This window comes from Amycolatopsis circi, assembly GCF_003385235.1.
GTDB classification, from domain to species: domain Bacteria; phylum Actinomycetota; class Actinomycetes; order Mycobacteriales; family Pseudonocardiaceae; genus Amycolatopsis; species Amycolatopsis circi.
Genome location: NZ_PQIA01000003.1, coordinates 1 through 22,051, shown reverse-complemented (window position 1 = coordinate 22,051; position 22,051 = coordinate 1). Strand labels below are relative to the sequence as shown.

14 protein-coding genes are annotated in these 22,051 nt (G+C 68.7%); 12 read left to right on the top strand and 2 right to left on the bottom strand.

All coding sequences use genetic code 11. From position 1 onward, the window contains the following. Window positions 1-558 precede the first annotated feature (558 nt). The 5 genes from D0D37_RS01065 to D0D37_RS01040 all read left to right on the top strand — a co-directional run bounded on the left by D0D37_RS01065 (window position 559) and on the right by D0D37_RS01040 (window position 6,608). Window positions 559-1,458, top strand: coding sequence for a phytanoyl-CoA dioxygenase family protein (locus tag D0D37_RS01065; RefSeq protein ID WP_116198650.1), 900 nt, complete (start codon window positions 559-561; stop codon window positions 1,456-1,458). A 222-nt stretch (window positions 1,459-1,680) separates the two neighbouring features. Then, window positions 1,681-3,780, top strand: coding sequence for an ArnT family glycosyltransferase (locus D0D37_RS01060; protein WP_116198583.1), 2,100 nt, complete (start codon window positions 1,681-1,683; stop codon window positions 3,778-3,780). A gap of 1,221 nt (window positions 3,781-5,001) precedes the next feature. Continuing rightward, window positions 5,002-5,238: a trypsin-like serine protease gene (locus D0D37_RS48400; RefSeq protein ID WP_162834027.1), complete on the top strand. Its 237-nt coding sequence runs from the start codon at window positions 5,002-5,004 to the stop codon at window positions 5,236-5,238. A 49-nt stretch (window positions 5,239-5,287) separates the two neighbouring features. After that, window positions 5,288-5,623 carry a trypsin-like serine protease gene (locus D0D37_RS48705; protein ID WP_116198581.1) on the top strand — a complete coding sequence of 112 codons (336 nt, stop codon included), beginning with the start codon at window positions 5,288-5,290 and terminating at the stop codon, window positions 5,621-5,623. Between the two features lie 430 nt (window positions 5,624-6,053). Next, a complete protein-coding gene (locus D0D37_RS01040) occupies window positions 6,054-6,608 on the top strand; it encodes a TetR/AcrR family transcriptional regulator (protein WP_162834025.1) in 555 nt (184 codons plus the stop codon). A 227-nt stretch (window positions 6,609-6,835) separates the two neighbouring features. Here D0D37_RS01040 and D0D37_RS01035 read toward each other — a convergent pair whose 3' ends face one another. Then, complete coding sequence (locus tag D0D37_RS01035) at window positions 6,836-9,079, bottom strand: tetratricopeptide repeat protein (protein WP_116198579.1); 2,244 nt, start codon at window positions 9,077-9,079, stop codon at window positions 6,836-6,838. Between the two features lie 763 nt (window positions 9,080-9,842). Here D0D37_RS01035 and D0D37_RS01030 point away from each other — a divergent pair. From D0D37_RS01030 to D0D37_RS01005, 6 genes are all read left to right on the top strand, one after another. Continuing rightward, window positions 9,843-10,742 carry an SDR family oxidoreductase gene (locus D0D37_RS01030; protein WP_116198578.1) on the top strand — a complete coding sequence of 300 codons (900 nt, stop codon included), beginning with the start codon at window positions 9,843-9,845 and terminating at the stop codon, window positions 10,740-10,742. A 29-nt stretch (window positions 10,743-10,771) separates the two neighbouring features. Then, the gene (locus D0D37_RS01025) at window positions 10,772-12,037 is read left to right on the top strand and encodes a beta-ketoacyl [acyl carrier protein] synthase domain-containing protein (protein ID WP_116198577.1); all 1,266 of its coding nucleotides are present in this window, start codon (window positions 10,772-10,774) and stop codon (window positions 12,035-12,037) included. An 89-nt stretch (window positions 12,038-12,126) separates the two neighbouring features. Then, entirely contained in the window at window positions 12,127-13,242 is a 1,116-nt protein-coding gene (locus tag D0D37_RS01020) for a monodechloroaminopyrrolnitrin synthase PrnB family protein (protein WP_116198576.1), read from the top strand. Continuing rightward, window positions 13,239-14,540, top strand: coding sequence for a flavin-dependent oxidoreductase (locus D0D37_RS01015; RefSeq protein ID WP_116198575.1), 1,302 nt, complete (start codon window positions 13,239-13,241; stop codon window positions 14,538-14,540). Before D0D37_RS01020 ends, D0D37_RS01015 begins: the two co-directional genes overlap by 4 nt. Continuing rightward, on the top strand, window positions 14,537-16,114 hold the full coding sequence (locus D0D37_RS01010) for an FAD-binding oxidoreductase (protein WP_116198574.1): 1,578 nt from the start codon (window positions 14,537-14,539) through the stop codon (window positions 16,112-16,114). The genes D0D37_RS01015 and D0D37_RS01010 overlap by 4 nt, the downstream gene beginning before the upstream one ends. Window positions 16,115-16,194: 80 nt before the next feature. Next, a complete protein-coding gene (locus tag D0D37_RS01005) occupies window positions 16,195-17,199 on the top strand; it encodes a dimethylarginine dimethylaminohydrolase family protein (protein WP_116198573.1) in 1,005 nt (334 codons plus the stop codon). 366 nt (window positions 17,200-17,565) lie between these two features. Here the strand turns inward: D0D37_RS01005 and D0D37_RS01000 are convergent, their stop codons facing one another. Further along, entirely contained in the window at window positions 17,566-17,946 is a 381-nt protein-coding gene (locus D0D37_RS01000) for a MarR family transcriptional regulator (RefSeq protein ID WP_116198572.1), read from the bottom strand. Between the two features lie 1,499 nt (window positions 17,947-19,445). Here D0D37_RS01000 and D0D37_RS00995 point away from each other — a divergent pair. Continuing rightward, entirely contained in the window at window positions 19,446-21,599 is a 2,154-nt protein-coding gene (locus tag D0D37_RS00995; RefSeq protein ID WP_116198571.1) for a transglycosylase domain-containing protein, read from the top strand. Window positions 21,600-22,051 lie beyond the last annotated feature (452 nt).

Below are 22,051 nucleotides of genomic sequence, written 5' to 3'. Positions count from 1 at the left end.
TGGCGCCGCCGGGCAAGTATTCGACTAATAGAACCTGCAGCGCGGGAGTCGGAGCTCGGCCGATTCTGCTGATTCCGCTCTCAATGCCAGGCGGATGGCAGCGACTTCGAGGCTGCTCTTGACGTCGTCCTCAAGTATCGACACCCGCTGCGGAATCGTCAACCTCCGAAAGCGTGCCAGGCCGGTGCTGCATGCTCTTTGCGCAAAAGGGAAATCGTCGCTGCCTCTTTGTGCACGTCCGCGGAGAACCGTTGACTCCGGCAAGGCCGGGAGTAGGCTCTCGCGCCTGAGAAGAATTCCGTCGAAATGCGCAGATCGGCCATCTTTGCGCTATGGCGTGGATCACACCTGAATGTATCTACGTGCCTGGCGCTTTTTCTGGAAGCATTCGCATCGGGCGGCGAGCCGTTCCGGGGTATTTCTCAAGCGGCTCCAGGCCGACAATGCGAGCTGATGTGAAATTATCGGACAACTGCGACGTCGGCACTGGCAGCGGTCAGCTGCCCGGACTGGTGACGAATAATGTGATCAGGCAATACCTGAGACGGGAGGATGACGATGAAGAATGCTCTCGCCGACCGATTCGCCAACACCGCGAGCACCGAAGACGTACTGGCAAGCGTTCGCACGAACGGCTACGCCATCGTCGAGGACGTGCTGCCGGCCGAAACGGTCGACGCGCTGATCGAGGAGATGGCGCCGTACATCGAGGCCACCCCCTTCGGGCCGGACGCCTTCGCGGGCCAGCGCACCAAGCGCACCGGCAGCCTGGTGGCGAGGTCGGAAGCCGGCCGCAACCTCGTAGTGCACCCGCTGAGCCTTGCCGTGGCGCGGGGACTTCTCGACAGCTCCACCGAGATCCAGTTGTCGCAAACCCAGCTGATCAGCGCGTATCCGGGCTCGGTGGCACAGAAACCGCACAAGGACGAGCTGATTTGGGACTTCTTCCCGTTCGCGGCGGACCACCACGTGATGTGCCAGTTCTTCTTCGCACTGACCGATTTCACCGCCGAGAACGGAGCCACGCTCGTCGCCCCCGGCAGCGACCCGGTCGTTCCGGAGGAGGTCGATCCGGCGGACTTCAAGCCGGTGGAGATGCGGAAGGGCTCGGTGTTCGTCTTCTCCGGCAAGGTCGTCCACGGCGGCGGCCACAACACCACCGACGCGGTTCGCCAGGGCCTCATCGTCAGCTACTGCTCGGGCTGGGTGCGGCAGGAGGAGAACCAGTACCTGGTGTCGCCGCCGGATGTGGCCCGCAGCTACCCCGAAGACGTGCTGCGGATCATCGGGTACCAGCAGGGCTGCTTCGCGATGGGCTACGCGGGCGACATCGAGGAGCCGATGGACGTGCTGTTCGGCCGTAAGTCGACCCCGATCGTCCCGTCCGAAGCCGCGGCGCGCGGCGCGACCAAGACAGCCAAAGACTGGAGCGCCGACGTGGCCGGCCGCACCGTCTAGTCCGGGGATTCGCCGCGACGAGGCGCCGCCGGTGCGGGGGCGAACGAAGAGCCGGGTTCCGAAACGCGGAGTGGCGGCTCGCCGGAAGTCGCGGCGGTTGCTTTGCCCGGCTGTTTTCGCCCACCGGCTCCGCCGCGGCCACAGTCGGTCTCGAAGCTGCCCGCTCGTGGCGCGTGGGCAGCGGCGCCCTCGTCCAGCACGACGGATCGAAGAGGTGACAGCATGAGCGCGACGATCGGCAGATCGACCACGGCGAAGCCCGCCCCGGCGGCACAGCGGAGGGTCCGGTGGCAGGCGCGCTGGCCGGAGTGCGCACTGGCAGGCATCGTGGCGCTGTCGGCAGTGCTCTACGCCTGGCGTATCGGTGACGAGGGCTGGGCCAACGCCTACTACTCGGTCGCTGCGAAGTCGATGTCGCAGGGCCTGGCCAACTTCCTGTTCGGCGCGTACGACCCTCTCGGCACGGTCACGGTGGACAAGCCGCCGATGGCGTTGTGGCCGCAGGTGTTCTCGGTGTGGGTGTTCGGTTTCCACGGCTGGGCTGTGCTGCTGCCACAGGTGCTCGAGGGCGCGGCGGCCGTGTTCTTGTTGCATCGTGCCGTGCGTCGCTGGGCAGGAGAGAACGTGGCTTTGCTGGCGGCGCTGGTGCTGGCGTTGACTCCGGCGACTGTGTCGATCAACCGGGACAACAATCCGGACACCCTGCTGGTGCTGTGGTGCGTCGCTTCGGCCTACGCGGTGACGCGCGCCGTCGAACCGGGGATTCTCGATCGCCAGGCCACCCGGTGGCTGGCCTGGTCCGCGTTCTTCCTCGGGTGCGGTTTCCTCACCAAGATGCTGGCCGGCTGGATGCCGGTGCCCGCCGTGGCGCTGGCCTACGCCGCCGCGCGCGACACCGGCTGGGGGAGGAAAATCCGCGATCTGCTTGTCGCCGGGGCGGTGCTGCTGGTGTCCTCGGCATGGTGGGTGGTGCTCACCGGGTTGTGGCCGCGGCCCAAGCCCTACGTCGGGGGCAGCAGCGACGGCTCGGCGCTCGATCTGGTTCTCGGGTACAACGGGTTCAGCCGGATCGTCGGCCTGGGGAGCGGCGGCGGTCCCGCCGCGAGCCAGACGCCGGAACTGTCGGGCGGCGTGCCCTCGCCGTTCGGCGGCGAGCCGGGACCCGCCCGGTTGTTCAACGATTCGGTCGGCGGGCAGATCAGCTGGCTCATCCCGTGGTGCGCGCTGGTGCTGCTCGTCGTGGCGGTCGCCGGCGCGGTCCGGCTTCGCCGTCGGGAGCCTGCCGACCGTCGAGGACGGTTCGGCTGGTGGTTGTGGGGTTCCTGGCTGGTGATCTTGGGCGCGGTGTTCAGTTCGCAGGAAGGAATCTTCCATCCGTACTACACCACTCAGCTGGCCCCGGCCGTCGCGGTGCTGGCCGCTGCCGGTGCGGCCAGGCTGTGGGCGCTCTACCGGAAGCGTGGGCCGTTCTGGTTCCTGCTGCCCGCCGGGCTCGCGGCCACCGCGGTGTGGGCGTGGGTGCTGGTGAACCGTGAACCTGAGTGGCACGGTTGGGTGGGCTACGCGGTTGCGGCGCTCGCAGTGCCGGCGGTCTCGGGGTTGCTGCTCGGGCGATTCGGGGCGAGAGCGGCGCAACGCCCCGCGCTGGCCTTGGGCCTGATCGCCGCCTTGCTGGCACCGGCCGTGTGGTCGGCGGCCAAGGCCGGCGACACCGGCCGAGGGCTCGGCGGGGGCTCGCTGCCCAGCGCCGGTCCGCCCGGGTCGATCTTCGGCGACCTGCGGGAGTTCGCCGCGTCACCGGAACCTGCTCCCCAGCAAGGATTGCTCGACCGTCAGGGAGTGCTGTACGCATTGCGCACCGGCACCATGCCGAACGGGTTCCGGTTGGACGAGGCCGACCTGCCCGGGGAATGGCGCAAGATCGCCGACTACGCGCATGCCCACGCCAACGGCGCGCCGATAGAACTGGCCGTGGAAGGCGGGGCCGTGCTCACCGGTCCGTTCCTGCTCGACACCGCGGTCAAAGCGGTCGCGTTGGGCGGATACGTCGGTCTGGACCGGACGCCGACCGTGGCGCAGCTGTCCTCCTGGCAGGCGCAGGGCAAGCTGGCGTTCGTGCTGGGGCTCGACCCGAAGTCGGAACAGCTCCGCTCGCCCGGCAGCGGCATCGCCGGCGACGAAGACAACATCTCCGAGCGGGACAACTGGACGCGGCAGCACTGCACGACGGTGCCGGCGTCCGCATACGGCGGCGGCGCGAAGCCCTTGCCGATCGTAAGCGAATTCGGCGGCAACCGGATCCTGTATCGCTGCGCCAGGTAAGGCGAGCTGCTCATGACAGGGCTGGATCTCGCCGGGGCGGGCTGCCCGGGGAGCAACTCGTGCAGCTTGGTTCCCCTGCAGCAGGCACAGCACAACGATGGCCGCTCGGCTCGGTCCCGAGGATTATGCGGGGTACGTTTCCTCGAGTTCGATCAGGTAAGTCGCGAAGGAGCAGGACCTGAAACGGACCACCGCATCAAGTTAGCCGCTTCTCGATGCTTGGAAACTCCGGGATGCGACAACACTCCGCTGCCGAGGAGGGCGATGCAGCCATCGTCGCGCCTGCCGCCGTTGGCTGTTATCCGGGCAGAGTAAGGTGCTGTCGCGATTTTTGCCCATGGCTGAGGTACCGCCGGGCTGTCACCGTATCCGATCAGCCGAGGAAAAGCAGCGCCATTCGGGTAGGTCCGAACGAGCAACAGCGATCGGAGCGACCGGGACCTGGGCGGCGGGACACGTCGCGTCTAGGGCAGCTCCAGGGAGCCCCAAGGCGGGCTGACCACGCTGGGTGAGGACGCCCGGCTGGACGCCGTGCGAGCCGGGACTCGCCTGTTTCGAGAACCACGTCGCCTTGCAGGCCGCGGTGGCGACGCTGCCGCCGCGCGAGCGCGCCATTGTCAGGATGCGGTTCGTCGACGAACTTGCCCAAACCAGATCGCCCAGCGGATCGGCGTGTCCCAGATGCAGATTCCCGGCTGCTGGGCAAAACCCTGGAGCAGCTCCGCGCGCGCCTGGTCTCCGAGCGAGCCGAGGGGAGGATCGCACCGGTCAAGGTGACGGTGGTACCGGAGACATTCGGCTCGGCCGGGCCATTCCGGGAAACGGCCAGCAGCGCTGGACGTAGGCAGACCGGGTCGGAAAGCCCGCGCCGTCGTGTCCGGTTCGGCGGGCGCCTTCGAACCCGTTCATTCTTGTGCGGCGCCGCGGTTGTTACGAGGGGGCGCTCAAGTGCGAGGTGCGGGACCGATTTCGTCGCGAATCACTGCATAGCGCAACGTCTTCCCGACATTGCGCAGCGGAAACACTTGAGCTTCGCTGGCGGGCAACTGCGCGTGTTGTCCGGGTGCGTCCCGGCGTCGTTCGTCGGTTCTCTTCCGTTGCTTTGCCCGGTTCCTCGTCCGGGAACGCGGTTTCCTGCGGTGGTCCGCCACGTTATTCGACACGACATTGCGGTTCCCTCCTGGGGATTGCGGGGCGAGGCGCGACCGGCGCGCGTGCGCGGTGGTCCATGCCGGCGGCCTGCGGTGCGGCAGGGCATCGATCGCCCCGGAGGCGGTGCTGACCGCTGGCACTGCGTTGCCGGAAAAACGGGCCGAGGACATTCACGTCGTCGGCGGGCGGCAGCTTTGGTCCGGGGCCGACGGCCGCCGATCCGAGGTGCGCCGCATCGGGGCGCATCCGGAATACGCGAGCGAAAAACACGTGAATGACATCGCCGTGCTGAACCTTTCACGGTGATTGCCGTACGAGGTCCTGAAAACAGCGGGCCCAGGGGATCAGGATCGCTATGCGGCGGGGGCCTAGGCGACGGTCTTGGGCTGCGGGGCGTCTCAAGTACGACGGCCCGGATTCCGACAGCTTGAACGCGGTCACGGTTTCTGTTCTGAACGATCAGGTCTGCGGTGCGGCGGACGGGGATTGCGATCCCGCCGCTAAGATGTGCGCCGGGGATCCGAACGGCGGCAAGGACGCATGCCTGGGGGACTTTGGAGGACCGCTGGTGGTCGGCGGCGCGGTTGTCGGTGTCGTGTCTTACGGGCAGGGGTGCGGGGACCGGTCGCATCCGGGCGTTTACCCGAGGGCGTCTCGCTTCGTCGACGACGTGCGGCGCAACTTGTCGTAGCGGCGAGCGGACCGCGGAGGAGGGCATTGCGTCAGCCATCTGGCCACTTCCTTTCCGGCGTTCGAGCCATTCGTCGGCGGTGTGCGTCCTGGCCTGCGGAAGTCCGGCCGGTTGAGTCCGGCTTCGCGGCGATTCGTGTTGCGGAAGAGATCCTCGGCGACAGCCTCCTGCAGCACGGGCAGGGCAAGCCTCGACGGGAGGTTTCCCGGGCATTCCAGGGCGGCGCGCGGCCCTGGTCGCGCCGGACTCGCTGTGCGGGAAGGCGGTTCCGCTTGTGCTCCGACCGTAAGCACCCGAAAGTCGGGAGAGAAGCGGTGACTCGAGGACGGCTTGCGGAAACCGGCTGAGCGCTGCCGGTCCGCTCCCGCCGCGCAGCTGCGGAGACCGGCGTGGACTACGGTGCACGGGTGCGACAAGGCAGGCTGTGCTGATGCCGGGGCGGCGTGGGGCGACCGACCCGCGGCGGCGGGACAAGATCGTGGCCGCGGCGGAGGCCGTGGTGATCGCGTCGGGCGTGGCGGGGCTGACCCATCGGTCGGTCGCTCAGGAGGCCGATGTCCCGCTGGGGTCGACCACTTACTACTTCGCGACGCTCGGCGAGCTGCGGCAGGCCGCGTTGCGCGGTCTTCTCGGTACTTACCGGGAGTGGCTGCTCGAATGGGCGGACACGGTGCGGGGACTGGCCGGGACGGAGCTGGCGTCCGCGCTGGCCGACGAGATCTGCCGGACGGTCGAGCAGTACCGCGAGCACATCGCGGTCGAGTACGAATTGACCGTCCTCGCCTTGCGCGATGCGGCGATGGGGGAGGTGGCGGCGGAGTACGCCGAGTTCACCGCGGGCCTGCTCGCCGGTTTGGTCGGGGAGAAGAAGGCGTTCGCGCTGTCAGCGATGCTCGACGGCCTTTACCTGAGAGCGCTGACCGAACGCCGCGCTCCTTCCCGGACCGCGATCCTGGCGGCGCTGTCCACCGTTCTGGGCGAGTGACCCGGAACGGTGGACAGCGCCTGGAACACCCGGCGGGACAAGCGGGGACGATGCCGCGCCGGGGTTGGCCGGCGAAGCTGTCCTCGCCGTGAGCGCTCCCTCCGGTCCCCCTCCGGAGGAGGAAGCGCTGTGTTCTCAGTGTCGCCGGGGCGATCGCGGTCGCGCCAGTGTTGATCTCGGGACAACGCGAGGAACATCCGGCCGGGTCCCAGGGTCGCAGCGGGCGCTCATCGGCAGGCTGTGCCGAGCACCCGGGCGGCCGCGTCCGCGGCTCGGGGGTCCTCCAGCATTTCGTACAGGGCCCGCGCCGCTCGCCATTCGCTGCGGGCCTGGTCGTTCTGGCCGAGTTCGTCGAGGAGGTCGCCGCGGCGGAGGTGGATGTCCGCCTCGCCCCAGCGGTCCTGGAGGTTCCTGCGGACGTCGAGGGACAGTTCGAGGTAGCGAAGGGCTTCTCGCGGCTTTCCTTGCGCGTGGTAGACGTCGGCGATCTTGACGAGTTTGCGGCCTCTGCCGTGGTCGTTGTGGAGCTGTTCGCACAGCCGCAGCGCGTTCTTCGCCGTGTCGAGCGCAGTGGCGTTGTCGCCGGTCCGGCATTGCACGTCGCCGAGGACGGCCAGCGCGGCGGCCTGGCCGTCGGGTTCTCCGAGGCGCTGGAACAGGGCCAGTGCGTGCTCGGCGTGTTCCCTGGCGCAGCTGTGCTTTCCCGTTTCGCAGGCGACGCAGGCCAATCCGTATTCCGCCCACGCCTGCCCGTGCTCGTCCTTGACGAGCAACGCGAGGTCTAGCGCGCGCTCGTACAATTGGAAGCTCCGTTCGTGCTCTCGCAGCCACAGGTGGGCGAGTGCGAGATGGGCGCGCACCCATCCTTCTTCGCGGCGGCGCCCGTTCGACTGCGCGGCGAGCAGGGCGATGTCGTACGCGGAGCGCCAGACTGTCCACGGCTTGCGGAGCACGAAATAGTCGTAGAGCGCCACGGGAAGTTTCCAGGCGTGATCTGCCAGACCACAGTCGAGAGCGAGCCGGGACACCGGTGCGAAGTTCTGCAGTTCCGACTCGCACCACTGGAAAGCGGCGTGCGGGTCGGGAAATGCTGCTGTGCCGGCGTCGTCCGCGGCAAGTTCGACGGCGTGCGCCGCGGAGCGGTACGGCGCGATCCACTCCGCGGCGGCCACTGCGGTCCGCAGGTACCACGTGACCAGTCGGCGAACGGCTTCGGTCCGCTCGGCCGCGGTGTCGTCGGCTGTCGTGCATTCGTGCGCGTAGAGCTGCAGCAGGTCGTGCATGCGATAGCTGCCCGGGCCGGTGGCCTCCACGAGGTGCGCGCTGACCAGCGTGCCGATCAGCGCGTGCGCCTCGGGTTCTGGCCGGCCGGCGAGCGCGGCCGCCGCTGCCGTGCTGAGGCGCCGTCCCGGGTGGAGGCTGAGCAGCCGGAACATTCTCGCGGGTTCGTCGGGCAGGCCGCGGTAGGACCAGGAGAACACCGCGCGGATCGCGGTGGTTTCGTCGAGGTCCAGCAGGTCGAGACCGTCGGTGCGCAGGTGGGCGGCGACGGCGGAGACATCGTGGTCCAAGCCGGTGACGACCCGCTCCGCCGCGATGCGCAGCGCCAGCGGCAGGTACGCGCAGCACGACGCCAGCTGGCTCAGGCTTTCCGGCCGGTCCTTCTCGTTCGCGGCGCCGATGACGTTCCGCAAGAGCGCGCACGATTCCTGTTCCGACATCGGCCCGACCGTGATGTGCGGGGCTCCGGTGAGCACCCCGAGCCCGAGAAGACGATTCCGGCTGGTCACCAGCACCGCGCACGTGCCGGAGCCGGGCAGCAGAGGTTCGATCTGCTGGAGGTGCGCGGCGTTGTCCAGCAGCACGAGCACACGCGAACCGGACAGCAGCGACCGGTACAGGGCCGCGCGCTGATCCGCCGTCGCCGGGATCTGGTCGGCGGGAATGCCGAGCGCGAGAAGGAACTCTTCGAGCACGTCGAACGGCGTCGCGGGCGACCCGTCGCGCGAGTAGCCGCGCAGGTTCGCATACAGCTGACCGCCGGAGAACAGCGCTGTGTTGTCGTGCGCCCAGCGCAGCGCGAGCGTCGTCTTGCCCGCGCCGGGCGATCCGTCGACGGCGGCGACTCGCGGTGCGCCCGCCCGCCACGGCGCGGCGAGCGCGTCGTCCAGTTGCCGCAGCTGCGCCGTGCGGCCGGTGAAGAACGCGGTCACCGCGGGCAAGTGCGCCGGCCGTTCCGGTTTCGCCTGGGCGAGCGCGATCAGCCGGCCGGAGGCTTCCAGCACCTCGTCGCATCGCTGTGCCAGCTCGGCCGACGGCGGGGCGCCGTTCTTCACCTTGCTCAGCCAGCTCGGGGTGTAGCCCACCAGGTCGGCGAGCTTCCGCCAGGACAATCCACGCCGCACGAGCAATTTCGCGACCTCGCGGCTGAATGCGCTGCTTCCGCCGATGCTCAACTCCTTGATGCTCATCTGAGCAGGTCCCGGAAAGCAGGAGAGAACCGTTCCGGCCCAGCTCGGAGAACAGCGTCGGCAACGCCTGCGGGAATACGAAGACAGACCACGGAATCAACCAATTCTTTTCCACTCGCACTGGTGCACCGAACCGATCGCGGACCTGGGTGAATCGCGGCGCGGTCGCTCGCCGCTGACCAGGCCAGCGTACCTGTACTAGTGTACACAACTCGCGCACGAAGCCAGACCACTGGCGTTGCGGCAGCTCAAGGGCTTTCTTCGCGGTTTGCGGCAGGCCTCGCGCCGGTCCTGCCGGGTTCGGCGGACTCCCCTGGGGCAAGGCGGAGGGCTGCTTCGGGCGAGCGAAGGAGTTCGGGGTGCGTGCCACGGCGACGAATGCGGCGCCGACCGGGGCGATACCGGTGGGTAGCATTCATCTGCGCGCGCAGGACCGGGCCCTTCCTTCCTTTCCGGACCGCCGCGGCACGCACCGAACCCAGTTTCTCCAGTGCTGGACCGGCGGGCGAGCGTTGAGCGTTCGACGGTTTCGGGAAATGCCGGCGGACTCGCTTGAGATCCGGTATTTCCCCGGATGGTCGATTGATCAACACTGCTCCCGTGGAAGCGGCGCGCGTAACGTCCGGTTCCGGCTGCTTGCCCGAACTCGAAGCAGTTGGCCGATCTCCGCGGAAAACCGCGAAACCCCGAGACCGTCGCGATCAGAAACTCGACCCGACCCGGTCGAAGTTCGTCCGCGAATTCCTAGGAGGACCGCAGTTTCATGGCTGACAAGCGTTATTTGGTGATCGGTGCGGGAGGATTCCAGGGCGGTGCCGTGGCGCGTGCGCTGCTCCGCCGAGGTTGCGACGTGCTCGGGTTCGCGCGGCGCGGCGGGCCGTCCGCCTTCCGCGCGCCCGGGGTCCCGTTGATCACGGGAGATCTCGCCGACCCTGCGTCAGTCCGTGCGGCATTCGACGGAATCACGCACGCTTCCGTGGTGCTGCCGCTGGTCTACGACGCGGAACTCGTGAGCGCATTCGCCCGCAACGTGGTCGAGGCCGCGCGCGCCGCGGGTGTCGTCCGACTGGTGTACAACACGAACACGCCGATCCCGGCCGAGCCGACCGGGCTGCCCGCGTACGAAACCCGCCGGGCCGCCGAAGGTATTTTCCGGGAAAGCGGGCTGCCGGTCGTGGTCCTGCGCCCGCCGGTATACCTGGACAACTTGTTCAGCCCCTGGACCGGGCGCGCGCTGGTGAACGACGGTGTGCTGCTCTATCCGTTGTCCGCCAGCCGAAAGGTGGCGTGGCTGTCGCACACGGACCTGGCCGAAGCCACCGTGGCGGCGCTGGACGCCCCTGGCATCGAGGGAACCGTGCTGCGGCTGGCCGGTGCCGACGTCGTCGACGGGCCCGGCCTGGCCGCGGCGTTCGGCTCGGCGCTCGGGCGCGAGATCACCTACATCGCACTCGACGTCGGGCAGTTCCAGGCTGTGCTCGGCGAGGTGTTCGGCGAACGCGCGGCGGCCGGCGTCGCGGGCATCTACGAGTACGCCGAGGTCGCGGACCCTTGGTTCTTCGCGGCGAGTCCCGCCCCGGCCGAGCGAGCGCTCGGCATCCGGCCGGGCCGCATCCAGGACTGGGTCGCCGTCCAGCCCTGGGAAGTCTGGGCCAGAGCCTGAATGCTTGATCGCGATGGGGGTGCACGACCGTGAGGACCGTCAGGCGGACCGGGAAAGCCCGGTCGTGGGAAGTCGCTGTGCTCGGGCTCGGGGTCGATCTGCCGGGTGCGCCGGACGTCCGAGCGCTGTGGCGGCTGCTGATCAGCGGAACCGACGCGGTAGGGCCTGCTCGCCCGTGGACCGGGCTGGCCTGGGCGGGACACATCGCGCCGCCCGGTCTGTCGATCGCCGCCGACTGCGGCATTCCGTACGGCGACGCGGTCAGAATGGATCCGCAGCAGCTGGCGCTGCTCCGCGTTGTCAGAGCGGCTCTGGCTGACGCCGGTTTGCTCGCCAGCATCGCCGGCACCCGAACCGCCGTCTACATAGGACAGTCGGCGAACGACGCGTGGGACGCGCACGAGGGCAGGCACGCGCTCGACCTCCGCGACTACACGGGATGCCACCAGCGAGGCCTGACCGCGAGCCGGGTCAGCCACGCGCTCGATCTGCGCGGGCCTGCCGTGACCGTGGATTCCGCCCAGGCCTCGTCGCTGGTCGCCGTGCATCACGCGATGCGCGCGCTGCGCACGGGCGACGCCGATGTCGCCGTGGCCGGCGGAGTGAATCTCCTCTCCGCCGACCACGCGTCGAAAATGCTGGAGTCGGCGGGGGTTCTGTCCGCGAGCGGCCGCTGCAAATTCGGCGACTCCGCCGCGGACGGCTTCGTGCGTGCCGAAGGGGCGGGCGCGGTCGTGCTGCGTCCCCTCTCCGACGCGCTCGCCGAAGGGAACCTCGTCCAGGCGGTGCTGCTGGGCAGTGCGGTCAGCAACGACGGATCGGCGAAGGAGTCGTTGATCCATCCGTCGGCGGACGGCCAGGCGGCCGCTATGCGCTGGGCCTACGCCGACGCACGCGTCGATCCGGCCGCGGTGGACTACGTCGAGGCGCACGGCACCGGGACCCGCGTCGACGTGGCCGAACTGACCGCGCTGTCGGCCGTGCTCGGTCGGCGGAACCGCCGCTGCCTCGTCGGTTCGGTGAAGACCAACATCGGGCACGCGGAGGCCGCGGCCGGGATCGCCGGGCTGGCGAAAGCTGTCCTGTGCCTGCGCGAACGGATCGTGCCCGCGAGCTTGCACCACACCCGACCGCACGAGGACGTGGACTGGGACCGCGTCCCGCTCGTCGTGCCGCGCGAGCCCACGCCGCTGCCGCGACGTGCCGGGCCGCCGATCGTGGCGGTCAACGGCCAGAGCCTTTCGTCGACCAACGCGCACCTGGTGCTGACCGCGCTGCGCCGAAAACGCGTCTGAGCCTGAACTCGGCTCCACCTCTTCTCTTATTGGACTGGCCGACGTGCGTTTCGCCGCGGCACGCGAAGATCCGGAAAGGCGACCGACCTATGCCTTCGAGCTGTTCCTTGCTGTACGGAAACGAGATCCAGGTTGAACGAGTGTGCTCGCTCGATCCGCTGGGAGCCGACGCGCGGCTCGCGGGCCTGCCGGAGATCAACTCCTCCGGCGACGTCCGCGCACTGGCCGCTCTCCTGCGCGGGCTGCTGCCGGCGAGGGAAACGCTGTCCGGGTTCGACGCCGACGGCTGCCTCGCGGCGATGAGAGACCGGGGCATGGTCCTGGGCTCGCTCAAGCGGTTCGGCCGGGAACCGCTCGAGGCCGTGCCCGAGGCGACTCCGCTGCTCCTGGAACTGGGGGAGCGCACCGACATGGTCCCGCGCGACGTCGTGCACCACTACTGCGTCTGGAACCCGACGGGCCCGCGCGAGCGGATGTACACCGGCGACGTCCAGGAACGGTACCTGCAGGAGTCCGTGCGCATGGTCTTCCCGCGTCTGCGGGCCGCGCTGGAGCTGTGCCAGATCCTGCGCGAACACGAGCCGCACGACCCGAAGTTCTCGATCCTGCTCGATGCGCTCGACCACGAGATCTCGTCCATGGTCGATTCGATCGATCTGGTCATCGAGCACGTGAGCCCGCGGTTCTTCGCCCGCGTGCTGCGGCCCTACTTCGCGGAGATCACGGTCGACGGCGGGGTCCTGCTCGGCCCGGCCGCGGCCCAAGTTCCGCTGTGGCTGGTCGACGAAATCCTGTGGGCCAGCGATCGGGGCAGCGAGGACTACTCGGGCTTCATGCGCGACTCGGTGCGCTACAGCCTGCCGGGATGGCGGAATCTGCACGGCAGCTGGAAAGACTCGCCGTCGCTGGTGACCCGCCTGCTGGAGGCGTACGGCGCGGCGCCCGATGCGGAACGGACCGCGCCCGCGCTGCGCACCAGCGCCAAGTCGCTCGCCGCCGTCCTTCGCACTGTCGTCGTCTTCCGCGGCAGGCACCTGGGCATCGCCAAGCAGGCATACCGGGAGGAGCTGCGGCTCTACCCGGTCGGCAGCGGCGGGGCCAGCGTCCGGCTGCTGCAGGAGATCATCGACCTGACCCGGAAGAACGCCCAGCTGGCCAAGGCGGCGCGGCACCGCGCGAAGCAGGCAGAGACGGCGCAGGCATGAGGATCGCCATCGCCGGCGCGGGGATCGGCGGATTGACTGCCGCGCTGAGCCTGGCCGACGCGGGATTCACCGACGTCACCGTCTACGAAGCCGCGCCGAGGATCGACCCGCTCGGAGCGGGGCTTAACCTTCTGCCTAACGCGGTCCGCGAGCTGTTCGGCCTTGGCTTGGGCACAGCGCTGGACAAGGTGTCCGTGCGCACCGGGAACCTGGAGTACCGCAACCGGTTCGGCACGTTGATCTGGCGCGAACCGCGCGGGGTGTCCGCGGGATACCGGTGGCCGCAGCTGTCGGTGCACCGCGGCCTGCTGCAGGCCGTGCTGCTGGCCGCGGTGCGCGAGCGGCTGGGCGCGAACGCCGTCCGGGCAGGCACCCGCGTCACCGGATTCACCCGGCCCTCGTCCGGCACGGCCCGGGTCGAACTCTCACACGGCCCCGGTGTGCTGGCGGCCCGCGAGCACGATCTGCTGGTGGGAGCCGACGGCATCCGCTCCACGGTGCGGAAGGTCATGCATCGCGGCGACCCCGGGCCGCGCTGGAACGGCCTGATGGTGTGGCGCGGCAACGCCTGGGCACAGCCCTTTCTCGACGGTGCCACGATGGTCATCGTCGGCGACCGTGTCCGCCGCGTCGTCGTCTACCCGATGTCGAGACCGGTCCGCCCGGGCGAACCGGTGCTCATGAACTGGGCCGTGGCCAGAAAGCTTCCGGACGGCCAACCGGCCGACCCCGCCGACTGGAACCGGCCGGCGCCGGCCGACCGGTTCCTGCCGTACTTCGCCGACCTGGTCTTCGACTGGCTCGACGTGCCCGCGCTGGTCCGGTCCGGGAACCGCGCGCTCGAATACCCGATGGTCGACCACGATCCGCTGCCCAGCTGGACCAGCGGCCGGGTCACCCTGCTCGGCGACGCCGCCCACGCGATGTACCCGATGGGCTCCAACGGAGCTACTCAATCCATTGTGGACTCCCGAGTGCTCGCCCGCGCCTTGGCCGGGCACACCGGCACCGAGGACGCACTGCGCGCCTACGAGTCCGCACGACGTCCGGCCATGACCGCACTGCAGGCCGCGGGCCGCCGGCGCGGCCCGGAAGCGGTCATCGATCTCGCCGACGAGCGCGCCCCGGACGGGTTCGCCGACGCCGCCGAGGTGTTCGCACCGGGAGAGCTCGCGACGATCTCCCGCAGATACGCCACCCTCGGCGCCTTCGACCTGGAAACCGTTAATTCCCCGGCCCGCGCGGGCAACGATCGCCGCGGCGCGAACCGCCTGGCCGACAGAAGGGACATGCCATGACCGGCGTCCCCGGAACCACCAGCAGACGCAAGGTGCTCCTCGCAGGCACCGCCGCGGCCGGAGCCGCCGTGCTGCCCGGCACCGCCGCCGCGTCCTCGGCGGCCCGGCCGGCGGAGGCCATCCGGATCCATCCCGGCGCACCCCAATACGCCGACCTCGCGCGCGGGGTGAACCAGCGGTGGATCGGAAGTCCGGACGAAATCGTCGTCGCTCAATCCGCCGCTGACGTCGCCGCGGCCGTGGACACCGCGCTCCAGCGCCGGGCCCGGCTCGCGGTGCGCTCCGGCGGGCACTGTTTCGAGGACTTCACCACCGACGGCATCCGGTTGCTCGTCGACGTGGGAGCGCTGGACGAGGTGACCTACGACAAGGAGATGCGCGCTTTCAGCCTGGGAGCAGGAGCCCGTCTCGGCGATGTTTACGCGAAGCTGTTCAAGGGCTGGGGCGTGACCATCCCGGGAGGCACCTGCCCGACGGTCGGCGCAGGCGGCCACATCAGCGGCGGCGGGTACGGACCGCTCAATCGCCTGCACGGCTTGACGGTCGACCATCTCCACGCCATCGAGGTCGTCGTGGCCGACCGCGGCCGCGCCCGGACCGTCGTGGCGACCCGTGAGCCAGCCGACCCCCACCGGGACCTGTGGTGGGCCCACACCGGGGGCGGGGGCGGGAACTTCGGCGTGGTCACCCGCTACTGGTTCCGCGATCCCGCCGGGTCCCTGCCGACGCCGCCGGCCGAACTCGCGGTGGCCTCCTTCACCTGGCCGTGGACCCGGCTGGACGAGCGGTCCTTCGCCCGGCTGGTCGCCAACTTCGGCGATTATTTCGCCAGGAGCAACGCCGCGGGTTCGCCGTCAGCGGACGTGTACGCGCACCTGGCCACCTTTCATTCCTCCGGCGGCGCGGTCGTGGTCAACGTGCAACTGGACGCGGCGAGGGAACCGGAGCGGCGGCTGGACGAATTCGCCGCTGCCATCGGCACCGGCGTCGGGTTCGCGCCCGAGAACCCGACGCGCACCCGGCTGCCCTGGCTCCTGGCCACCCAATGGCCCGGTTTCGCCGACCGGCCGAACGGCAAGCGGATCAAAGGGAAGTCCGCCATGCACCGCCGGCCCCTCAGCGCCGCGGCGTGTTCCTCGCTGTACCGGCACCTGACCCGCGCCGACTACCGCCACCCGGGAAGCGGCGTGCTGCACGCGCCCTACGGCGGCCGAGTGAACGCCGTCCCTGCCGATGCCACGGCCTCGGTGCACCGGGACTGTGCGCTCACCCTGCTTTACGTCTCGGAATGGACGGATCCCGCCGAGGACGCGAAACACCTCAGCTTCCAGCGCGACCTGTACCGAGACGTCTACGCGGACACCGGCGGCGTGCCCGCACCCGGCGCCGACACCGCGGGCACGTACGTCAACTACCCGGACGCAGACCTGCTGGACCCGGCCTTCAACACCAGCGGGATCCCCTGGACGACGCTGTACTACGGCGACGCCTATCCGCGTCTGCAGCGGATCAAGCACCGCTGGGACCCCGACGGCGTCTTCGGGCACCGGTTGGGCGTGCGGGGCACGCCCTGACCTGCTTGCCCCGCTCACCCCGCCCTGCGACGGTGAACCCGACCCGCCGTTGCCGCGGCTGAGCCAAGGAGAGCATCGCCATGAGCCGGATCGAAGTCCCCGACGAGTTCTCCCCGCTGCGGGAGGCGTTCGTCGGCATTTTCGACCCTGACGCTCCGATCGCGCCGGTGTCTTATTCGCTGCGCAACTACCTCTCGCCCGACGCCGTCGTGATGACTCGAGGCAACGTCGGACGCTCGTTCCGGGCCATCGACCCGCCTGCCCGAATCGAGGCGACACAACGGCAACTGGACGACCTCGCGGCCCTCTACCGCGCGCACGGCGTCGTCGTGCATCGGCCCCGGCGATTGACCGGGCTGGAGACGGAGTTCGTCGTGTCCGGCGGCGACCCGATGTTCGCGCGAGACCCGATCGTGGTGATCGGCCACCGCGTGATCGAACTGTCGTTGATGATGCCTTCCCGCCGGAAGGAAATCTTCGCCTACCGCGACGGCCTGCGCACACGGATCGCCGACGATCCCGCCGCCGCGTACTTCGCGATCCCCGCCCCGGCGCCGAGCACGCTCGACCCGGCCGAGCCAGAAGGGTCCGGGCCGTTCCTCGAAGGGGGCGACGTGTTCGTCCTGGGGAAGGACGTTCTCGTCGGCCACTCGGGGATCGCCAGCAACCGCGACGGCATCGCCTGGCTCGCCCGGCTCCTTCGGCCCGAGGGATACCGGGTGCACGAGGTCCGCCTCGCCCGGCACTGGCTGCACCTGGACTGCGTGCTGGCGGTCATCCGGCCCGGGCTCGCCCTCTGCCACCGTCCGGCGTTCCCGGACGGGCTTCCCGCACTGCTGGCGGACTGGGACGTGATCGACGCCACCGAAGCCGAGGCGCACGCGATGGGATGCAACACCGTGTGCCTCGCCCCGAACAAAGTGGTCATCGCCCGGGAACACACCCGGCTGATCGACCGCCTCCGCGAGCACGACGCGGACGTCGTCGCCGATCTCGACTTCGGCCTCGTCTCGGAGTTCGGCGGAGGCATCCGCTGCGCCACACTGCCCTTGTCCCGAACAGAACAAGCAGCGGCGCCCATCTGATGAGCGGGGCATCCGCGACCGCGACCGGGCAACCGGGTCCGGTGCGTCCGGATCGCGCGGGGACAGACGACCGCACCGGTCGCTGCCGCTCCGCCGGCCTGCACGTGCGGCCCGAGGACCTCAGCGCTCGGAGGACTCCGTCGGGCGGGGCATCCGGGCTCGACGTTTCGCTTGAACACGCGCGATCACGAGAATCACGAGGGCGGCGGCCCCCAAACAGACTCCGACCGCCGTGTGGCCCTGGATGATGGTGCCCACGGTGCCGACGCACAGGGCGAAAACCATCGGTGCCCACATAAAAACTCCTTCGCTGTCAACGAATCTGCCGCCGAAACCGGAAGCACGGCCGATAGGTCAGGGAATCCGCTAGCGATCGGCCGCCGGTTCGCCGAGGTAGTACCGGTAGAGCTGAACGAGCACCGCGAGGTCGTCCAGGCCCCGCACGAGCCCGCGCCCGCCGGCGGTGAGCCGGTAGCGGGCTTGCCGCCGGAACGGCTCGTCCCACGAGCCGCCGCAGTCCTCTCGCCGGACGAGGCGGCAGGCGGCGAGTCGCCGCGTTGCTTCGATGACCGCCGACCGCCGAACTCGAAGCTGTTTGCACAGCATGGAAGCGGTGGCGGGCTGGTCGGCGAGAACGGTGAGCACGTCGAGCGCCAGCGGCTGATCAAGCAGGCATGCCAGATCGCGGCGGAGAGGGGGCGTCGGGGTCTCGTAGCCGTCATCGTGCCGTTCACTGTGTACGGTCACACAAGCAGATTAAGCTGCGACGAGCTGAAAAACTATGGAAACAAAGCAGTTTTAACACGATCACGACGCGGCCGAAGATTGACGGAAGATCTGAACGGCGACGGTTGGCGGTTTGACTCACGAATGTCCGGAGGCTTGCTCGTGTTTCCCGAATCTATCCACGAGTTACCATCGGCGGCCGCGGGTTCGGCCAGCACCGTCGCGTTCAGAGGCGACCGCGACCGTATGCCCGGAAACCGTCCACTGTCTGTTGCTGAGCGGCTCGGCTTCCGCGAGGTGATGGGTCTGTCCTGCGCGAGGTTTTGCGGTGTTCGCCGAGTGGCAGAACACCGATCTGCGCGGGATGGTCACGCCGCCGAAGAGGCTGCCGCCGCCCTGCGCATCAAATCCAGTCGCGGCCCGATGGGACGGGATGCTGATCGAGATAGTGTCCGGTGCGACGCCGCGGACGTTCTGGCAGCGCGATGAACTTTGCTGGATTGACCAGTTGACCCCTGAGCAGAGTTGCTGCCGAGACACACGGGCTGAAGCGAAATGGAGGTCGGGCGGTCGGCTCTTCGGCTGAGTGATTGCGTACGTGCTCCTGGCCGAGCCGCCGCCCGACACGACGTGTCGGGCGGCGGCCGAGGATGTGGTTTGCCACAGCGTCCTTTATTCCGGACTTGACGGAACGGCCGATCGGCAGCCGGGTACTGGAAAAGCTCTCAGGTCTCGTCGGCGTGAACCGCCGGGTGTCCGCGTCGGTTCATCGAGCAGCCCCACGACTGCCTCTCTTGCGTTTGCGCAGCCCGGGTTGCACTGCAGGCTAGTGGCACTTCAGGAAGTCATATCTAATATAGACTCCCTGGGGCCCGCCCCACAGGTTCCCTTTGCCCCAAGGCTTTATGCCGCCGTCTCGGGGAGCGACCCAATTGATTACGTCGAAACCCTGACCTCTGTTGACGTGCCCCAGTGCTCGGTAGTTAGTGCCGGGGCCGGTTCGGTACCGTACGCCGTCAGCGTTCAAAAAACAGGTCTCCCCATACGTCTTGTACGCGATATGCGACGATGTCTTGGCCGCCGACGGGGTTGTTGCGCTCGCTCCCGGGCCTCCGCTTATGGCTATCGGAATGGCGAACGCTGCCATCGTCAATGCTGAGACTGCCGCCTTTCGCGGTGTTGCATTAGCGGCCTTCTTCGTGACCGGCTCAGATTTATTTTTCACACTCTGTTCCTGTTCGGGGTAGAAGCGCGATGTATCTCCGGTGTCAGCCTGTGCGAACGAGTCGGGGCAGTGCAAGCGTTGATCAGCGGATTATCTGGAGAAAACCTTTTGCTCTTCTGTTCAAGCGGGGGCGGTCGGTCTGCCCGGAGGCCTGCTGAAAGTCAATTGTTGAGCGGTTGAGAATGTCCGGAAACATGGTCGGCAAGGCTGGCCTGCGGGGGCATAGGTGTGAAAGAACCGATTTTTCTTCTCGTTGAGCAATGCTCGCGTGCTGATTTTTGTATAGTTTTGTGTCATGCGTATCAGGCGCGGGGTGTTGATGCTGGTTTGGCTTTGCTCGCTGGCGGGAGTTATTGTTGCTGGAGCGTTGTTCCCGGTCGTGGGCGCGGTGGGTTTGGTGTCGGTGCGCGCGGACGAGTCGGTAGACCGGGTATCGGCGCGGCTGGCGGAAGCGCCGCCGCCGTTGGTCACCACGGTGACCGACTCGACGGGCGGCCAGATCGCGACCCTGTACGCCCAGTACCGGCTTCCCCTCGCGGTGAGCGACGTTTCCGATGCGATGAGGTGGGCGCTGGTGTCGGTGGAGGACAAGCGTTTCTACCAGCACCGCGGTGTGGACCTGAAGGGCATCCTGCGCGCTGCGGTCAGCACCGGCAGCGGCGGCGCCACTCAGGGCGCGTCGACGCTGACCCAGCAGTACGTGAAGAACTACCTGATCAATGTCGTCTACCGCAACGACAAGGCCGGTCAGGCGAAGGCGCGGGAAGCGTCGATCGCGCGGAAGCTGAAAGAAGCCCGTGTCGCCGTGCAGATCGAGACGAAGATGAGCAAGGAGCAGATCCTCGCCGCCTACCTGAACGTCGTCGAGTTTCCCCGCCAGGTCTACGGGGTGGCGGCCGCGGCGAGGGCATTCTTCGACACCGACCCGAAGAACCTCTCCGTCGCGCAGGCTGCCTTGCTGGCCGGCCTGGTGAACAACCCGAGCGTGTTCGATCCGTGGAACCATCCGCGCAAAGCGACCGAGCGGCGGAATCTGGTGCTGGACCGGATGGTCGAGAACCGCAAACTCGGCGCTGCCGATGCCGCGCGGATCAAGACCGAGCCGCTGGGCGTGGTGCCTGGCGGTCCGGTGAAGCCGGCGGCGAACTGCATCGGCGCCGGACGGGAGAACGGGTTCTTCTGCCAGTATGTCGAGGACTACCTGCTCACCAAGGCAGGTATGAACAAGGACGACCTCTACACCGGCGGCTACACGGTCAGGACCACGATGGACCAGCGAGCGAACTACCTCGCGAAGGCCGCCGCCGAGCAGCAGGTCAAGAAGACCCAGAAGAACGTAGCCAATACCTTGTCGCTGGTGAAACCCGGCAAAGACCGGCATGAAGTCGTGGCACTGGCAGCGAACCGCGACTACGGAAACGACGCCCCCGCTGGCCAGACCGTCTACGCCCTGCCCTCGGGGATCTGGAACACCGGCGGCGCGGGCTCCAGCTACAAGATCTTCACCGCGGCCGCGGCGCTGCGGCAAGGCGTGGCCGGGATCTACAGCACGATCGACACTCCCGGCTTCTACACTTCACCGGTCTTCGGCTCGAACAACCCTCGCTGCGCCAAAATCGGGCGCGGTACCTATGCCTACTGCCTCGGCAACGCCGGAGACCATTACCCCGGTTCGATGACCCTGCAGACCGCGCTCGCTACCTCGCCGAACACCGGGTTCGTCATCCTGGAGGAAAAGACCGGCATGGGGCCGGTGGTGGAGATGGCCGGCAAACTCGGCATGCGCGAGACCATGGCAGCCAACCTCGCCGGACGCGCACCGGACCCGGCGGCCAAGAACCCTCGCGTGAGCATGCCGCAAAGCCGGTTCTTCGGCCCCAAGGACGGCTCGCCCGGCGAAGGCTCGTTCACCCTCGGGGTGAGCCCGCTCAGCGGACTCGAACTCGCCAACGTCGCCGCGACCATCCTCAGCGGCGGACGCTGGTGCCCGCCGACTCCGATCGGCCGGATCAGCAACCGCGACGGCGCGCCCAGGCAACTCCGCGAGCAAGCGTGCGAGCAGGTCCTCGAGCCCGGCCTTGCCAACACGCTCGCCGTGGGCATGAGCAAGGACGACCAGGCAGGCGGCACCTCCGCGGCAGCCGCAGCCGCCTCCGGATGGACCCGGCCGATGATCGGCAAGACCGGAACGACCCAGAACAACGCGTCCGCGACGTTCGTCGGCGGCACGCCCCAACTCGCCGGCGCTGCCATGGTGTTCCGCCCGCAAGGCGGCAACGGCGGCCTCTGCGACGGCGGGCCCGGCAACGTCTACGCCTGTGACAAGGGCACCATGTTCGGCGGCAAAACACCCGCCCGCACCTTCTACACCGCCATGAACGCCATCCTCGACGGCCAACCGTCGCTAGCCCTGCCACCAGCTGATCCCCGGTACGAACACGCACGCTGACCACCATGTCCGCCCGGAACCGGCCGAACAACGCCCGGACGCAGCGCTGCGGCGTACCGGCGACACTGTTAGCGGGCTACCTAAAGCGAGCTGATGAGCCCCGTCCGAAGCACCGTCGACGACGCGTTCCTCGGCGAGATGCAGCTCCGTGCCGACGGCGACCGCGGGCTCGTCGAGGTGGCCGGGACCGATATTCCCGCCGTCGACTGCGGCGATCGTTCCCGGCCAGGCAAATGGACCCGGGGTTCCTGCCGGGGCCAGGCCACCAGGGCGGACGCGGGTACCTGTTCAAGCCGAACTCGATCGCCACCGCCGGCCTCCTGCGGGGGGGTGTCCCTATGTGGTTTGTCAAGCCGCTGCGGGGGCGGAGGCGGGTTCGGGGTGGCGGTAGTGGGTGTGGTTGCGGAGCATGGCGTAGAGGACGTCGCAGCGTCGGCGGGCGAGGCATATGA

Bases quoted from the DNA above. Each gene is read 5' to 3' on its own strand.
- D0D37_RS01065 (WP_116198650.1), top strand. From the start codon at position 559: ATGAAGAATGCTCTCGCCGACCGATTCGCCAACACCGCGAGCACCGAA.
- D0D37_RS01060 (WP_116198583.1), top strand. From the start codon at position 1,681: ATGAGCGCGACGATCGGCAGATCGACCACGGCGAAGCCCGCCCCGGCG.
- D0D37_RS48705 (WP_116198581.1), top strand. From the start codon at position 5,288: ATGCGGCGGGGGCCTAGGCGACGGTCTTGGGCTGCGGGGCGTCTCAAG.
- D0D37_RS01040 (WP_162834025.1), top strand. From the start codon at position 6,054: ATGCCGGGGCGGCGTGGGGCGACCGACCCGCGGCGGCGGGACAAGATC.
- D0D37_RS01035 (WP_116198579.1), bottom strand. From the start codon at position 9,079: ATGAGCATCAAGGAGTTGAGCATCGGCGGAAGCAGCGCATTCAGCCGC.
- D0D37_RS01030 (WP_116198578.1), top strand. From the start codon at position 9,843: ATGGCTGACAAGCGTTATTTGGTGATCGGTGCGGGAGGATTCCAGGGC.
- D0D37_RS01020 (WP_116198576.1), top strand. From the start codon at position 12,127: ATGCCTTCGAGCTGTTCCTTGCTGTACGGAAACGAGATCCAGGTTGAA.
- D0D37_RS01015 (WP_116198575.1), top strand. From the start codon at position 13,239: ATGAGGATCGCCATCGCCGGCGCGGGGATCGGCGGATTGACTGCCGCG.
- D0D37_RS01010 (WP_116198574.1), top strand. From the start codon at position 14,537: ATGACCGGCGTCCCCGGAACCACCAGCAGACGCAAGGTGCTCCTCGCA.
- D0D37_RS01005 (WP_116198573.1), top strand. From the start codon at position 16,195: ATGAGCCGGATCGAAGTCCCCGACGAGTTCTCCCCGCTGCGGGAGGCG.
- D0D37_RS00995 (WP_116198571.1), top strand. From the start codon at position 19,446: ATGCGTATCAGGCGCGGGGTGTTGATGCTGGTTTGGCTTTGCTCGCTG.